18 protein-coding genes and 1 other annotated feature are annotated in these 16,281 nt (G+C 34.0%); of the genes, 13 read left to right on the top strand and 5 right to left on the bottom strand.

Annotated features, from left to right (window positions below; genetic code table 11):
- Positions 1 to 299: 299 nt before the first annotated feature.
- The 5 genes from ACUL40_RS17470 to ACUL40_RS17450 all read left to right on the top strand — a co-directional run bounded on the left by ACUL40_RS17470 (position 300) and on the right by ACUL40_RS17450 (position 3,390).
- Positions 300 to 914 carry a DedA family protein gene (locus ACUL40_RS17470; RefSeq protein ID WP_000454754.1) on the top strand — a complete coding sequence of 205 codons (615 nt, stop codon included), beginning with the start codon at positions 300 to 302 and terminating at the stop codon, positions 912 to 914.
- 225 nt (positions 915 to 1,139) lie between these two features.
- Positions 1,140 to 1,361 (top strand): helix-turn-helix transcriptional regulator, encoded by a 222-nt coding sequence (locus ACUL40_RS17465; protein ID WP_000776168.1) that lies wholly within the window; start codon positions 1,140 to 1,142, stop codon positions 1,359 to 1,361.
- Positions 1,351 to 2,058 (top strand): DUF3169 family protein, encoded by a 708-nt coding sequence (locus tag ACUL40_RS17460; RefSeq protein WP_000837717.1) that lies wholly within the window; start codon positions 1,351 to 1,353, stop codon positions 2,056 to 2,058. The genes ACUL40_RS17465 and ACUL40_RS17460 overlap by 11 nt, the downstream gene beginning before the upstream one ends.
- A gap of 42 nt (positions 2,059 to 2,100) precedes the next feature.
- The gene (locus tag ACUL40_RS17455; protein WP_002182986.1) at positions 2,101 to 3,153 is read left to right on the top strand and encodes a hypothetical protein; all 1,053 of its coding nucleotides are present in this window, start codon (positions 2,101 to 2,103) and stop codon (positions 3,151 to 3,153) included.
- 96 nt (positions 3,154 to 3,249) lie between these two features.
- Entirely contained in the window at positions 3,250 to 3,390 is a 141-nt protein-coding gene (locus ACUL40_RS17450; RefSeq protein WP_000404758.1) for a DUF3985 family protein, read from the top strand.
- A gap of 208 nt (positions 3,391 to 3,598) precedes the next feature.
- On the opposite strand, the gene ACUL40_RS17445 is transcribed toward ACUL40_RS17450, so the two are convergent.
- Positions 3,599 to 3,985, bottom strand: a complete 387-nt coding sequence (locus ACUL40_RS17445) for a DUF3938 domain-containing protein (RefSeq protein ID WP_001077773.1) — start codon at positions 3,983 to 3,985, stop codon at positions 3,599 to 3,601.
- A gap of 460 nt (positions 3,986 to 4,445) precedes the next feature.
- Here ACUL40_RS17445 and ACUL40_RS17440 point away from each other — a divergent pair, with 460 nt between their 5' ends.
- Complete coding sequence (locus ACUL40_RS17440) at positions 4,446 to 4,967, top strand: GNAT family N-acetyltransferase (protein WP_000397307.1); 522 nt, start codon at positions 4,446 to 4,448, stop codon at positions 4,965 to 4,967.
- Between the two features lie 109 nt (positions 4,968 to 5,076).
- Here the strand turns inward: ACUL40_RS17440 and ACUL40_RS17435 are convergent, their stop codons facing one another.
- Positions 5,077 to 5,970 carry a YitT family protein gene (locus ACUL40_RS17435; RefSeq protein ID WP_000530044.1) on the bottom strand — a complete coding sequence of 298 codons (894 nt, stop codon included), beginning with the start codon at positions 5,968 to 5,970 and terminating at the stop codon, positions 5,077 to 5,079.
- A 277-nt stretch (positions 5,971 to 6,247) separates the two neighbouring features.
- Between ACUL40_RS17435 and ACUL40_RS17430 the strand changes: the two genes are divergently transcribed.
- From ACUL40_RS17430 to ACUL40_RS17420, 3 genes are all read left to right on the top strand, one after another.
- Positions 6,248 to 6,532: a hypothetical protein gene (locus ACUL40_RS17430; RefSeq protein WP_445422803.1), complete on the top strand. Its 285-nt coding sequence runs from the start codon at positions 6,248 to 6,250 to the stop codon at positions 6,530 to 6,532.
- Between the two features lie 28 nt (positions 6,533 to 6,560).
- A complete protein-coding gene (yidC, locus tag ACUL40_RS17425) occupies positions 6,561 to 7,343 on the top strand; it encodes a membrane protein insertase YidC (protein ID WP_000920524.1) in 783 nt (260 codons plus the stop codon).
- Positions 7,344 to 7,472: 129 nt separating this feature from the next.
- A complete protein-coding gene (locus tag ACUL40_RS17420) occupies positions 7,473 to 8,288 on the top strand; it encodes a hypothetical protein (protein WP_000730850.1) in 816 nt (271 codons plus the stop codon).
- A gap of 78 nt (positions 8,289 to 8,366) precedes the next feature.
- Here ACUL40_RS17420 and ACUL40_RS17415 read toward each other — a convergent pair whose 3' ends face one another.
- Positions 8,367 to 8,594: a hypothetical protein gene (locus ACUL40_RS17415; protein WP_000562231.1), complete on the bottom strand. Its 228-nt coding sequence runs from the start codon at positions 8,592 to 8,594 to the stop codon at positions 8,367 to 8,369.
- 165 nt (positions 8,595 to 8,759) lie between these two features.
- Positions 8,760 to 8,996 (top strand) — a binding site (T-box leader).
- 169 nt (positions 8,997 to 9,165) lie between these two features.
- Between ACUL40_RS17415 and ACUL40_RS17410 the strand changes: the two genes are divergently transcribed.
- Together ACUL40_RS17410 and ACUL40_RS17405 are read left to right on the top strand one after the other, a co-directional pair.
- Positions 9,166 to 10,713: an IS200/IS605 family accessory protein TnpB-related protein gene (locus ACUL40_RS17410; RefSeq protein ID WP_445422804.1), complete on the top strand. Its 1,548-nt coding sequence runs from the start codon at positions 9,166 to 9,168 to the stop codon at positions 10,711 to 10,713.
- A 248-nt stretch (positions 10,714 to 10,961) separates the two neighbouring features.
- A complete protein-coding gene (locus tag ACUL40_RS17405; protein WP_000546301.1) occupies positions 10,962 to 12,275 on the top strand; it encodes an APC family permease in 1,314 nt (437 codons plus the stop codon).
- A gap of 124 nt (positions 12,276 to 12,399) precedes the next feature.
- Here the strand turns inward: ACUL40_RS17405 and ACUL40_RS17400 are convergent, their stop codons facing one another.
- Positions 12,400 to 13,614, bottom strand: coding sequence for a hypothetical protein (locus ACUL40_RS17400; RefSeq protein WP_000788577.1), 1,215 nt, complete (start codon positions 13,612 to 13,614; stop codon positions 12,400 to 12,402).
- A 67-nt stretch (positions 13,615 to 13,681) separates the two neighbouring features.
- Entirely contained in the window at positions 13,682 to 14,437 is a 756-nt protein-coding gene (locus tag ACUL40_RS17395) for a YiiX/YebB-like N1pC/P60 family cysteine hydrolase (RefSeq protein WP_000736809.1), read from the bottom strand.
- A gap of 398 nt (positions 14,438 to 14,835) precedes the next feature.
- Between ACUL40_RS17395 and ACUL40_RS17390 the strand changes: the two genes are divergently transcribed.
- A complete protein-coding gene (locus ACUL40_RS17390) occupies positions 14,836 to 16,020 on the top strand; it encodes an MFS transporter (RefSeq protein ID WP_119684097.1) in 1,185 nt (394 codons plus the stop codon).
- Between the two features lie 80 nt (positions 16,021 to 16,100).
- Entirely contained in the window at positions 16,101 to 16,277 is a 177-nt protein-coding gene (locus ACUL40_RS17385) for a hypothetical protein (protein WP_000386583.1), read from the top strand.
- Positions 16,278 to 16,281: the final 4 nt, after the last annotated feature.

Genomic DNA, 16,281 nt, shown 5'->3' with positions numbered 1-16,281 from the left:
CTTACAATACGTATATGAAGCTAATATGAAGTTAGCATGAGTTTGTGATGGTTTTTTATTGAGAACAAAATAAGAGAGGTTTTTTAGTGCTAAAAAATGGATAAAATTTGCATGTTATTAATGCGCCTTTTCGCTATTTCGACTTGAAAAATGATTTTTACTATTTAATAAAGAACGAAAATCACTAGTGTGACCCTTACAAAAATGTAATAAAAATGTAAGCTATTGTGATAGTTATTTCGACAATTTTTTTATACAATAATAGTAAGAAGTTGTACGTGATTGAAAGGAGAGATGACATGGAATGGATTCATGAATTATTTCAGCAATACGGGTACTATGTTGTACTTGTCGGCTTGCTGTTAGAATATATTGCACTTCCGTTTCCGGGAGAGCCAACGTTAGCATATGCGGGATTTTTAGCACATAAGGGTGATTTAAGTTTACCGATTTTAATTATTCTATCCTTTATTGGGACAAGTGTAGGAATGACGATTCAATACTTTTTAGGAAATAAATTAGGTATGCCTTTCATTCAAAAGTATGGGAAATACGTATTTTTAACGCAAAGAAAAATTGACTTAACGAGAATGTGGTTTGATAAGTATGGGTACTTCTTAATTTTTATTGGTTTCTTTATTCCTGGTGTACGTCATTTCACAGGATACTTTGCAGGAATTATTAATTTACCATTCCGTCGTTTTGCCATTACAATTTATTCAGGTGCTCTATTTTGGGTATCATTCTTCTTAATCGGTGGTTACTGGTTAGGTGGAAACTTACATGATATCTTTGGAGTGCTAGAAGGTCATATCGGTAAAATCATTTTTGGAGTTATTGTGATTGTAGCGGTTACGTTAGGTATTCGTTTCCGTAAGCAGTTAAAACGAGTATTACTACAAAACGCAAGTTAATATGAAATCCATTCTATGTCAGAATTTAGGAAGTCAGTGCAAAAGCACTGACTTTTTTATTTTTAAGACTATGTTTAATGCACATTTTACATTCTTTATAGGAATTTGATACAGGATAAGAAATAAGTATCTTGTCAATTATTATAGTCGTAATGACAATTATAATTGACAAAAATAAGGATATTATTTACAATTTTAATTAAATAAATGAAAAAGAGGGAAGACATGAAGCTTCAAAATCGAGTGAGGGAATTGCGAGCAAAGCATCGTTTATCACAAGGGGATTTAGGGAAAGCGATTGGATCATCACGGCAAACGATTAGTTTAATTGAGCGCGGGGATTATGCACCATCTATCGTATTGTCGTTAAAAATCGCACAAATTTTCAATGTACCGGTGGAGGAAATATTTACGTTAGTAGAGGGGGAAGAGGACGATGAAGAGTAAACGAAAAAAACAATTTGATTCTGTGGGGAAAATAGCATTAAGTATGATGGGCGGCTTTTTAACGTCTTATATAGCTTTAAATTTACTCTCGGATGAACCGAGAAAATTATCATCCAATACATTTATAGGTATATGTACTATTTTTGGAATCTTAATGATGTACTATACTTGGAAGAATACACGTATGTTAGCAGAGGCACGCGATGAAGAAGAGAGCGTACAAGGCAGAAAATTAGGCATTATAAGTATATATTTACGTGTAGGCGATATAGTTACGCAGGCATGGTTTGTATATGCAGTTATTACATGTAGACGTGCACTGTTGCAGGATACAAATGTTTCATTTGCGGTGTGGAATTTAGTGGCTTCTATTGTTTGTTTAACTACTGTAGTAATTATCGGACTTATAACAAAAAATCGTTATAATAAGCTATATCCTGAACAAGGTGTAACGTATATGGAATCTATGAAAATGTGGACGAAAAACGCAGATGAAGGATTAAAGCACATTGTGCATGAGGCTGGATATAAAGCGTATGAATTTACGAATACAATATTGGCATATGTATGGTGGGCTGCCGTTATATATACAGCTGCTAGTGATATCGATTTTGTATTAATTGGCTTAATCTCATTTATTTGGATATTGCATCTCGGGAAGTTCATGTACGAAATGCAAAGAAAAATGATTTATTAAGGGGAGAAAAAGGTGGATATTTTAAGAAGGCCAGCTGGCTCAATGACAGTGGCGCTAATTCTGTCCATTTTATACGGAGTAATCCGAACTGGGAAATTAGAAGTAATTTTGAACTTATGGGCAATAGTTGGAATTTCATTGTTAGTGTTAGCCATTCATGAGCTAGGACATGTAGTATTTGGTGTAATAGGTGGTTTGACATTTAAATTTATGACAGTAGGACCCATTACTATTCAAAAAGAAAAAGGAAAATTACGCATTCGAGAAAATAAATTGTGGGCGTACTTTGGAGGCGTTGCAACACTAGTACCACCTTCTATAGAGACACCGAATCTTTCGAAAAAGTGGGCGTGGCTCACTTTAGGTGGACCGATTACGAGTTTACTATTTGGTATTACTTCCGGTTACATATATATGGTGAGTTATTATCAATATCTTTTATATTTTTCCTTTTTCCATTTTGCAATCTTTGCGGTTACAATTGTGCCGATAAAAGGAATGCTTATGAGTGATGGGATGCAATTTCTTATTTTAATTAAAGATGATGAAAGAGCTAGAAATCACTTATATGAGATTCAAATATCGAGTGAGTTATTTAGTTATAAAAGACCGAAAGATTGGGATGAAAGGTTAGTAGAATTGAGTGAGGAGAAAATAAAAGAGAATAAAGGGATAAGAGAGATAATGAGTAGACTTATGCTCGTCTTTTTTGCTCGTGCAGATCAAGAGGGAATGGAAAGAGCGATACCGTATATAGAACGAATTGTTCAACTACCTGTAACGAAAGAAAATAAGTTTTTCGTTAGTAGTTTTCATAGTTGGTACCTTTTATATAAAGCCCTTTATCAGATGGATAGTCTTTCTTTGCAAGAAGCAAAGGAACATGCAAAGGCTATTACAAAAATGGACCTAAGTGGATATTACCGTACACAAGGAATTATTAGATATGTAGAGGGTAATATGGAAGCGTCCCGTACTTATATGAAGAAAGCCGATCAAGAATTAAAGAGCGCCGAGAAGAGTGAGATGGGATATTTACAAGTAGAAAGAGAATGGTTTGAGCAGCTGAAAGAGAGGGTATCTTACGATGGGTGAGGTATCCTCTTTTTTATATGTCATCTTATGCCGTTCCATAAACAGCCTAGGGCGAGTAAAATGAGATAAGAAGAGCAAAGCTTGGAGGAAGTAAATATGGAAATCTTATCAATTATTTTGATAGTCTTGCTCATTTATGTTGTTTTTAAAGTGGCATATGTAGCATTAAAGATACTCGCGATCCTATTAATTATCTTTTTAATCGTAGAGTTCGGCAGTAAGTTGCTTGGGGGATAGGGTATGTTGTGCGTTTTGAGTGTCGAAGGATGTCGGTAAATCGATATCCTACGTCGAATCGTTGATATAATGAAAAAAATCGTTGATATATTTTAGTGAATACGAAGTGGGGTATGTGGAAAAGAAGTTGCCGTGAGGGTAACTTCTTTTTATCGTGATGCGGGGATATGCAAACCAACATGAAAAAGCTGGAAGAGTATCTTCCAGCTTAAGAGTTACTTTCAATTTGGCGACCGCTATCTTCTTCATTGTCTTGTAAAAGGTTGAATACGTCTGCTAGGCAGAATGCAATGAACCAAGTCCATAGACCGTGGAAGAAAGCTGAGCTTAATTGAAGTGGTAATGTATAGTTTGTCATTGAGTAGGAAATACATCCACCAACGATTCCGATCATTGTTAATAACATTGTTTTTTGAGCGTTTTCTTCTGGATTGAAGAGGAAGTAAATGTATCCGCCTAAAATTGAAGCGCTTACAAGTGTTTCGATTCCATTAAAGATGATATTCTCTCCAAGCTGAGTGTTTGTCCAGAAGCAGATTGTTCCGCCGATAATAGCAAACAGGACAGCTATTGTATATCGTATATATTGATTCATATGTTCATCTCCCTATGTAATAAGATGATTTGGAAGTCAAAAAGGTAGGTATAGTATATTGAAGTGAGTTTTAATTGTACGTATCTTTTTATAAAAAGATCATTGAAGAGTAACTAAGATGATCGGTTGTTTAAACCGTTACGTGTATGGTGTCTGAAATATACCCGACTGCTCGTTTCTTTTTGCTTGTAAAATAAGAGAAACTTCCAAGTCTATATACTCTTTTTTTGTGAGTCTGCTTTCATTATAACACATTTAGGGACATAATAATAGAATTATCTGATTTTGTAATAAGTGTAAAAAATAAAAAGCGCAAGGAAATACCATTAACGGTGCAGTTTAGTGGAAGAAGGATTTTAATTTATTATGATGAAATATGTAATCAAGGTGAGATCTAAGAATGAGGCTTAAATACTATAAAAAATGTTTTATAGCATGAATGTAAGGGAGGAGAGCTAACTTGGAGTTCACAACAGAAAGATTAATAATTAGACCTTTTAAGAGTACTGATTTACAGGATGTATTTGCTATTTATAATAGTGATGATACATGTAAGTTCCTATTACATAATAAGTGGACTCATGAAGACATGCAGAAAAGATTTAATAAGAAGTTAGCAAATAATGTACTTACTAAAGAAACAATATTAAGTTTGGCAGTTATATACAAAACTAAAGTAGTTGGTGATTTATCCGTATGGTACACAAATATGAAAGACACTGTTGAGATTGGTTATAGTTTTTCAAATGAAGTAGCTGGGAGAGGTTTGGCGACAGAAGCAGTAAGTAGTTTGGTATTGAAATTATTTAATGAATGTAATGTACATCGTATACAGGCTAATCTTGATGCACGTAATACAGCTTCACAAAAATTGTGTGAACGAATAGGTATGAGAAAGGAAGCCCATTTCATACAAGATTTTTGGAATAAAGATGAATGGACAGATAGTATTGTATATGGAATGCTATCCTCCGATTTGTAGTAATAAACTTAGTGATTTTATTATGCTAAAAGGTACGTTAGTTGAATAACAAAGGGCATAACATATTATATATGACTAATATGTTATGCCCTTTAATTTATTAACCTTTTTATATGCGTTTGAAACGGCCGACAATTTCAACTGTTTCAGTAATGTTCATAAATGCTTTGTTATCCACTTGACGGATAATACGTTTCATTTCGCCTAACTCATAGCGAGTCACGACAGTGTAAATCATTTTTTTCTTATGGTTTGTATAGCCGCCGACAGCGTCTACCATTGTCACCCCGCGTATGCCGTGATGTAGTAGTGCGCTTTTTATTTCCTCGCCTTTTTCTGTAATAGTCATTATCGTTAATTTAATATGTTTCGTATGCACAGCGTCGATAACTTTGCTGACTACAAATCGACTAATTAACGTATAAAGTGTAATATCCCATCCGAAAATAAAACCTGCTGCTACAAGTAAGATTAAGTTGAATACAAATATGATTGCTCCAATTGAAACATCTCGATATTTCGCTACAATCAATCCAACAACATCAAAACCACCTGTTGAAGAAGCAAATCGGAATATAATTCCTGAAGCTGCTCCGCAGATGACACCACCGAATACAGAAGAAAGTAAAATATCGTCTGAAACTTGGTGTACCGGGATAATGTTCATCGCTAACGATGATACAGCTACAAAGTAAGCTGTTAAAAAGGTTGTCTTCTTGCCTAAGTAAAAGTGACTTAAAATAAGAAGAGGAATGTTTAGTAAAAAGATAAGTGCACCGATATTGTAGTGCATTAAATAACCGATAATCATCCCTACACCAGCGAATCCACCGCTAATCATATTATGCGGGATAAAAAACATATTCATAGAAATTGCATACAAAATAGAAGCTATAAAAATAACAACCAACTGTATCATAAATTCTAAGTGAAATGTTTTAGCTGCTGGGAAGGATAAAAAGGCGGTGTCGGGAACGTAATCGGCGTCTCCTAGTTGACCCATAGTATGTTTCATCTCCATATTCATTTTTGATTACAAGAAGAGAATAAAGGTTTTTTCAAAAACTGGCAATAGTTTTATTATAATGCAAAAATTTTATAAATTTCTAATAAATCAAGCCTATTCATTGATGTGTGTGAATATGCTAAAGAAAGCGAATACAACGTTTCTTAATTATTGTTTTCTTGAGAAAATATGCAAAATACTTTTTTTGAAAATAAAAGGAAATAGAGAATATTTGCCCGATGTGCTAAAATGACCTTATTAAGGATGTGAAGCGATGGAATTTTTATTGCAGGATGCAATTCTATATATATCGTTTGTAACGACGGCACTTTGTTTATTAGAAGTTTTCTTCCTTGCTAATGTTTCTCGCTTTGTGCGTCAACAAGCATCAAGCAGTAGACAAAGAGCTTTTGCGTTAGTTGATACATGTGAAGATAGTGCGGGAAATGTACCGCTATTTTCTATTTTTTATAAATATGGAATGATTCGTTCTGTACGTAGACAAGAATCAAGTGAAGAGAATGACGAGGTCGGTCCGTATACGCCAATGTTTCGCTAAATAATTACGAAACATTGGAGGAATGAACATGTTAAAATCATACCGAGCTGTGCTCGTTAGTTTATCATTATTATTTGTTTTTGTTTTATCTGGTTGCAGTAATGCAGCCCCAATTGATGCACATAGTACGGGAATTTGGGATCATTATTTTGTATATCCAATCTCGTTTATGATTCAATTTGTTGCTCATCATATACCTGGAGCTAGCTTTGGGATTGCTATCATTATTATGACGCTCGTTATTCGTTCAGCAATGATTCCATTAGCTGTTTCGCAATATCGCAGCCAAGCGAAAATGAAGAAAATGCAACCTGAATTGCAGAAGCTAAAGAAAAAGTACGGTGATGTAAGCAAAGACCTTGAAAAACAAAAGCAGTATCAAAAAGAAATGTCAGAACTAATGAAATCAGGCGGTTGGAATCCACTTGCTGGTTGCTGGCCATTATTAATACAAATGCCGATTTTCTCTGCTTTGTATTATGCGATTAGCAGAACTGAAGAGATTCGCACATCTTCGTTTTTATGGGTGAACCTAGGACATGCAGATCCATATCATATATTACCGATTATTGCAGCGTTAACGACATTTATTCAGATGAAAGTTTTCCAATCGAATATTACACCTGGAGAACAAGTACAGATGCTAAAGATGCAGCAAATTATGATGCCGGCAATGATTCTATTTATGGGGTTTGCGGCGCCATCAGGACTTGTGTTGTACTGGATAACAGGTAACTTATTTACAATGACACAAACAATTGTATTAAGAAAAATAATGGAACGTGAAGAGTTACAATTACAAAAAGCATAGAGAAACACCGCTCATTACGAGCGGTGTTTTTTTGTTAAATCGTTAAGGAAATGTTAAGAAACCGACATTACTATAGGCATTGTATACGAAAGTGTACATGCATTAGAAATATGAAGGAGGAAATTTCCTATGAAGAAGAAAACAGTTGGTTATTTAGCGATTGCAGGTGCTTTATCATTCGGAATCATTGGAGGAGTCGGCATTCCGGCATTCGCGGCAACGAATACTCCAGCAGTGGATCAGCCTGCAAAAACGGCGAAAAAGGATTTGGATGACGCTACAAAACAAAAAGTAAAAACAATTATGGACGATACAAAGAAACAGTTAGAGGAACTAGGTGTAAAGCTTCCAGAGAAAGAGAAGCGTAAAGACATGTTTGCAGGATTAGATGAACAGGCGAAAGAAAAAGCGAAGTCCATTTTAGAGCAAGAGAAGTCTGGTAAATTAACACGAGAACAGGCAAAAGAAGAATTAACAAAATTAGGCGTGAAGTTCCCAGAAAAGGGTAAGCACAAAGAAATGTTTGCGGGATTAGATGAACAGGCGAAAGAAAAAGCGAAGTCCATTTTAGAGCAAGAGAAATCTGGAAAATTAACGCATGAGCAAGCAAAAGAGGAATTAACAAAGCTAGGCGTGAAAATGCCGGAGAAAGGTAAACATGGAGACATGTTTGCTAACTTAGATGAACAGACAAAAGAGAAAGCGAAGTCAATTTTAGAGCAAAAGAAATCCGGAAAATTAACGCATGAGCAAGCAAAAGAAGAATTAACAAAATTAGGTGTGAAACTTCCAGAGAAAGAGAAGCATGAAGACATCTTTGCTGGATTAGATGAAGCAACAAAAACAAAAGCAAAAGCGATTTTAGACAACGAAAAGAAACAATTAGAGGCATTGAATGTTGATTTACCGCACCATAAGTTTTTTATGAAAAAAGAAGATAAATAATTGATTTATGTATCTTTCGTGTGGGCAACCGGAAGGTACGTGCGAGGACCGATTTCTGTCAGCAGAAATCGGTCCCTTTTAATGATTCAATAAAATTCTTTTCATTGTTAGTATGTATCCGAAGATGCAGTAGAAGATTGCAAAACCGATAAACACTTCCGTATATTGATATTTACCCAATACGTAGAAGGAAACAGCTGGTATAATAGCTACCGCTAAAATGCTATAACCAGGATACTTGTGCCGATGCATGATAGCGAATAGAATAGAGAGAAACGTAGCAATGATACAAAAGACAGCAATCATTATTGGTGCACCTCCTAAACGGATTATACCATTTTTAGGGAAATAGGGAAGTTTTGTATCTTCTGTTATAATATAAGAAGAGAAATATTTCCTATGTTATATAAAAAATATATTGATTTTTTCTAACAATTCAATATAATGAACAATAACTACAAAATTCGACATCAAGAAGTGATGATGAGGACACGATCAATTTTTTACGATTTTCAGAGAGGGAAGCCTTTGGCTGTGAGCTTCCTAATACGGAAAAATGGATTACCACCTCTGAACTGCAGCAGTGAACGAGCATCTAGTAATTGCTTGCCGGCAAAAACCGTTATTTAGACTTGAGAAATTGGTGAAGTGTGTTACTTTACGAATTGAAACAAGGGTGGAACCACGAATACAACACTCGTCCCTTTTTTAGGGAGGAGTGTTTTTTTATTTCATTTTTGCATCACACTAGAATTGGAAGGAGGTAATAACAGTAAATAAGAATCTATAAAAAACTATAAAAATTTACAATTACAGGTTTTATATTTTACAGAATTCAACCTATAATATTTTCAGGTGATGAAAAGGGGGGAAAAGGATGAAAACAACACGTACTTGTAAAATCAATTCTATTACAAAAGAACAAACGGAAGATTTAATTACTTTGATCCGTACGTTCGAAAGTGCAAAACGATATAGTTTTAATCGTTTGATTGAGGGCGAAAACGAGAAAGAATTGATAAAAAAACTACAACCTAAATATTTGTTAAATAAACGTTTTTGTGAAGATGCAATTTTACAAGCGCAAACGATCCTTTTCTCTCAAAAAGAACTTCTTCCTGTTTACCTAGAAAACAATCAAAAAAAGTTAGAAAAGACGTTACAAAAAATAGATGATTATGAACGCGGCAAAAAAAGACCTAAACAAGTTGCATTAGAAACTTGTCTAATTGGATTAAGAAAACGAAAACAAAAATTAGAACAAAAAATTGAAACGTATGCAAAACATATTAAAAATAAAACATTACCTCCTATTATTTTTGGTGGGCGGAAAAATTTCTATGAAAGAATGAAAGATAAGATATCCAATCAAGAATGGAAAGATTTGCGGACACGACAATTATATTCTCGCGGAGATAAAAGCAAAAAAGGGAATTTGAACATGCGCATTACAGTTGATGATTGTGGGCAAGGATGGTTAGAAATTGCAAATCCATTAGGACGAACAAATGGAAAAACAAAAAGCCCACGAATCAAAGTTCCGATTATCATTCCATATCATTTTTATCATCAAATCACAAATGTCGTTATGGGAAAGCAAATCGGTGTAAATCCAAAAGGAAAACCGATTATAGAGCATCAAAAATATAGTGTAGAAATCATTCGTAAACAAAATGAATTTTATGTGAATATTACGTTTGATGAAACAGAAATAGGTCGTGTACTAGATTTCAAGGAAACACCACAATCAGATGTAATTGCAGGAATTGATGTAAATCCGGACCGTATTGCAGTTAGTTTATGTACAAAACAAGGTAATTTTAAAGGTTCAAAAATTTTTTATCCACACAATCTGAATGCGTTTTCAACAAACAAACGCGCAACGATAATTGGACAAATCGTACAACAAATTAAAACATGGTTATTGGAAAACAATGTAGGTGGAATTGTTTTAGAAGATTTAAAGTTTCAACAATCTCATGATACTGATAAATACAGTAATCGTAATTTCCATCAATTTACGTATAAAAAGATGTTGAACAGTTTAATTCGTATGTCTCTTCGTAACGGATTTTCTGTTAAAACAGTAAACCCCGCTTATACAAGTGTGATTGGAAAATTAAAATACAGTAAAAATTTCGGTATTAGCGTTCATGAAGCAGCCGCATTCGCGATCGCAAGACGTGGATTAGAATTGCAAGAACAAGTACCACAAGAGATTATATTATTATTAAAAAACCAAATTACAACAAAACTGCGTATTCTTGTTGCTTCCATGGAAGAAAGTAAAAAGAATACGCAAAAAGTATATAAAAAATGGTTACAAACAATTCAAACGTGGAAAGAATATCACAATTGGAAATTGTGGAGCATTCTTCATAAAACTGTTTATATGAGCAATCAACAATTCGTATTTAAAATTTAAATGAGAAGGGGGGTACTGGTTTATTTCTTATAACCTCTTGCATACTACTGACTTGGATGAATGGTAGTATGCAAGGACAGATCGTTCCTAACAGGAACCTGCCGTCATTCTTTCACAATAGGTGGATGAAAAGGTCACAACCCTTACGGACAGGAAAAAGGTGAGATTCCTTTTCGGTAGTTGGCATTTGACTTGGTTCGCCAACAATTTATAGATTTTTATAAGAATTTTAAACCAGGATACGCAGCATGCATCATGATGAGAAGAACAAAATTGGTTTAACGGTAGCACTTTCTATCGTAGTAGGAACGATTATTGGGTCTGGTGTGTTTATGAAACCAGGCAGCGTATTAGATTACTCGGGGAGTTCTAATATGGCGATTCTTGCTTGGATAATTGGTGGTCTGTTAACGTTAGCAAGTGGTTTAACAGTAGCCGAAATTGGAGCGCAAATCCCGAAAAATGGTGGGTTGTATACGTATTTAGAGGAGATTTATGGAAGTTTTTGGGGGTATTTATCAGGCTGGATGCAAACAATTGTGTATGGGCCAGCTATTATTGGAACGTTAGGGTTATACTTTAGTTCTTTAATGATTAATTTTTTCTATTTAGATAAAGTATGGAATTTACCAATCGCAATTGGAACAGTTGTGTTCCTTGGCGTTGTAAATAGTATGGGAACAAAATACGGAGGTATCGTCCAAACGATCACGACAATCGGGAAGATGATTCCAATCGTATTAATTGTTGTGTTAGGTTTTTGGAAAGGGAATAGCGATATCTTTAACGTAGTTGTGCCGATATCAGAAAATCAAAGTATCGGGATGGCGATCTTAGCAACATTATTTGCTTATGACGGCTGGATTCTACTTGCGTCAATTGGTGGAGAAATGAAGAATCCAACAAAGCTATTACCGAAAGCAATGACAGTTGGGATTTTAATTGTAACAGCTGCTTACGTATTAATTAATTTGGCGTTATTGAATGTATTACCAGCAACGCAAATTGTAGAACTTGGAGAAAATGCAACAGCGACAGCTGCAGGAATGCTACTTGGAGAATATGGCGGGAAAATTATTAGTATCGGTATTATCGTTTCTATTTTCGGTTGTTTAAATGGAAAGATTTTAACATTCCCACGTATCCCGATGTCGATGGCAGAACGTGGACAACTTCCATTTGCTAAGTTTATTGCAAAGGAAAGTCCAAGATTTAAAACACCAGCAAATGCGATTACTGTTGAAATCATTTTAGGAATTATTTTAATGATTATTAGTGATCCAAATAAGCTATCTGAGATTTCCGTATTCATTATTTATATTTTCTACGTAATGACGTTTATCGGTGTCTTCATTTTAAGAAAACGTAATAAAAATAAAGAGCGTGCATACAGTGTACCGTTATTCCCAATCGTCCCAATCGTTGCGATTTTGGGCTCACTCTTTGTAATCGGTAGTGCGATTATTAACGATCCACTAAGTTGTTTCTTATCAATTGGAATTGTCTTTACGGGACTGCCGGTATATTGGTATTTAAATAAGAAGAATAAAACTGCTGTTTAATAATTAGAAAACAGGCGTATCATACGCCTGTTTTTTATATGAAAAAATTTGAAAGTATAAAATTAGAATTATGGGGAATTACATTACCCTATTCTATAACCTAGAAACAGGTAATTAAGTATAGTTAATTATCTGTTTTGGGTAGTAACATTTTAAAGTCATAAGCATAAACTTTCTTTCCGCCTTTCACAGTGGCGAGTATAGATTCTATACCTTGTATTTCTTGTTCGGATACTTTTCTTCCGTTTGTTAAGTTGTATCTTTCTATATAGTATTTATTATTGCGCTTTGCATCATAACGTAGAACATATAATGAGTCGTTTTCGAAATAAGTTTGTTCATTATATCTAACACCATCTTTAACATGGTAATCTATGGTGAATTTATGGCTCATCGTATTATTTTTAGGGTTATATGTATATATATCACCAAGACCGTTTAAAAAATATAATTCGTTGTTATATATATATGCGGAATTATCTAATGAAAATGGGCTGGTTGCAGTTGAGTTTTCTTCTTTATACATAAATATTGTATTTTGTTCTAAAGTGGCTTTATTAGTACGTAACAAGAATGTTTCCCCTTTTAGCGGATCATCCTTATCAATTGTACTCATAACCATGTAGTAATTCTCTGAATCTACTAAAATAGGTGAAAGATTAGCATGGTCCTCTTTTCCATTTATATTAAGCGCTGTAATATTCTCTATATTCATTGTTGCATCATTAAACGTTAATTTTTTCAATTCGTATTTATTAGTAACTAATTCTTGAGTGGCTACTAAAATATTTTCCCCATCTAATCCAGAGCTAATAATGAAATGAGGGATATTACTTTTATGAATAACTTTTTCATTTCCGAATAAAACATTTGAATTATAGTTCCCGTTCTCTTTGTCCATTCCTGAATTGTAAATAGTAACAAATATCTTTTGGTTTGCTAAATATCCATTAAAATCACCGGTATGTTGGTATTTTATTTTATGAGTAGTAGGATTTTCTCCTAGAAATGTTATAGTATTTTTACTCTCTAATAGAACTTGTTTTTTATCGTCAGATACACCAATACCGCCGAGCTCTAGACCACCCATTTTATATCCGCTAGCAACGCCTTGTTTATTTATAAATATGGCATAACTAATGCCTTTACCATCTAAATCTTGATCGGCAGTGGATGAGAAGTAAAGCACAGCCTTTTTATCATCTAAAAAATTTTTATTTTGTATTTCTTTATCTGATATTAAGTTTGCATTCTTATCTTTTATACATAAATAGTAAGCTAATACTGCAATCGTTATAATAATCGTAAAAAATAGAATTATTTTCCGGTGATTTTTCATTTTCACTTCTGCTCCTCAATTAACCAAAAAGTGAAACAAATAAATTGTTTCACTTTCAGTTTTAAAATTATATATTACGAATTAACGATGTTTTTTGCGCATCTCTAACATCTCGAGGATATACACCTGCTCCACCATCTTTATCTAAATCTAAACCACCATGTAATTTATAAGCAGACCATATCAATTTAGAACAATTCTTCGCGCCATAATGGCTAGTATTTCTATTGTTTGCGAAATTATAAGAATAGTCATCCTTTCCTACACGATCTTTCGCCCACCAAGCTGCGTCATTTTTATTTTGCCAAGAAGTATTTACAGATTTGACAACTGCATCACCTTTATCAACTAAGCGTTTATTAGTAGCAATTGTGCGCACACCTTTGTCTGGTACAGATTCAACAATCAAGTCTTTACTATAGTACATACCGACATGTCCGTGATTCATATAAGCAGTTGTAGATCCAGTATAATAAAAGTCGCCCATATTAGAATTTCCTACTTTTACATTTCCGCCGCTAGCACCATATTGAACATTAGTAGTATCTTTATTATTTCGTTGAGTAGCTTCTCGTTCTCCTTGTTCATGATTTGCTTTTAATTCTTTATAAATTTGTTCTGCTAAAGCTTCTTTTGTATTGCCCGTATTTTTTGCAACTTCAATAATATCTGAAATTAACTCTTCTGTACTTACGTCTGGCTGCAATTTCTTAATCTCATTTAAATACGGAAGTTCGTTACTTGCTGCGAAAGATGATGTAGGCACAAGCCCAGCTGAAGCTAAAATACTTGCTGTCAAAGTTAGTGCAGTTAATTTTTTCATTTCTTTTCCCCCTAAGTTTTTTGATATTCCAAACTATTGTGTGTTTGTAAAGTATAGTATTTACTCTACAAGAAAATAATAATTTTTCTGTAATTTTAATACAAGTCTAGTAAAGAAAAATCTTATTTGGTACAATTTGTTTGTAAATAATAGGAAATTTAATCAAGTTTATTATAAATTAAATTTATATATATAAATTTAATAATGAATGTTGTTTTTTATTAATATTTCTTAGTTTGATTACAAATTGGATAGAAGTAGTGATAATTTTTCAGATAAGGATCTTTATTTAAATGTTGGAGATATATCATAAGAGGGAAGTTTTTTATTATAAAAAATTATACTTGCGTCCACTTTCTATTTTGGTTACTATAGTCGTAGTAACCAAAATAGAAAGCGTGGGGAAAGACTTGAATTTTCGTGTTTATATTTTAGCTATCGCGGCTTTCGTAGTCGGAACGGTTGAGTTAATTATAGGAGGAACGCTCGATTTAGTTGCCAATGATTTAGGAGTATCTATTAGCGCAGCTGGTCAGCTTATAACAATATTTTCGGTAGTATTTGCTTTGTCAGGTCCAGTTTTATTAGCTGTGACAGGGAAGTTTGAAAGAAAAACATTGTATGTTGGAGCATTATCGATTTTCTTAATCGGAAATATTATTTCCGCGTTTAGTGTGAATTACGGAATGCTAATGTTCTCAAGGGTTATTTGTGCGGCGAGTGGTTCATTAATTATTGCACTATCTGTAACACTTGCGTCTAGTGTAGTAGAACCGCATTTTCGTGCGCGTGCAATTGGAATCATTTTTATGGGAATTAGTGGATCACTTGTACTTGGAGTACCGCTCGGTCTTGTACTCGGAAATGCATACGGATGGCGTGCACCATTTGTATTAATTTCTGTGTTAACAGTTATGGCAATAGCTTGTATTTCATTGTTCTTAACGAAGGTACCACCGACATCGGTATTATCAATAAAAGAACAACTTGCTACTTTAAAAGATAAAAAAATTGTAAGTGCACAGTTAACATCATTTTTGTTTTTAACGGGGCATTTAACATTGTATGCATATTTAACACCATTTTTAAAAGATGTTATGAATGTTGAAGCAAACTGGATAAGTGTGTTTTACTTTATTTTCGGAATCGCAGCAGTAATCGGCGGCGGATTCGGTGGCTGGCTTGCTGATAAATGGGGATCGAAGAAAAGTATTATTTCTATCATTATCGTATTTGCGTGTGCAATCTTCATACTGCCATTAATGACATTCTCATTCCCGCTCTTCATCATTATGATGGGACTTTGGAGTATGCTGAGCTGGGCGATTTCACCAGCACAGCAAAATTATTTAATTGAAATTGCACCGGAATCAGCTGGTATTCAGCAAGGTTTAAATAACTCTGCGCTTCATTTAGGAATTGCACTTGGTTCAACAGTAGGCGGAGTTGTTATTGAAAAATCATCTGTTATATATAATGCTTGGGTAGGCGGTGGCTTTATTATATTAGCACTGCTTTGCGCGATTTTCTCGATTACGAGAGGACGCTCTACTCAGTTCGTAAAAGAAGAATCTATCGTTTGATAGGTTCTTTTTTTATTTGTAAAAAATTGCAGGTTTTAGTAGGTAAATGGAGAAAAGGGTATATAGCGAGGTGATAGTATATGGATTATTCAATTATTGGTTTTATATTCACAGTATTGCCGTTATTTGTAGTTATCATTGTTTTTAGATGGATTCGTTTCATCTATCAAAATTCAGAGAAACAGGTAGAGCAAAATGAGAAAATCATTGAGCTGTTGATGGAGATAAAGGAACAAAACGAAAAGGAGTCTAAGTGAAAAA

It is taken from the genome of Bacillus sp. KNSH39 (assembly GCF_052656585.1).
The sequence above is the reverse complement of the archived record's forward strand: the minus strand, read 5'-3'. Positions and strand labels throughout refer to the sequence as shown.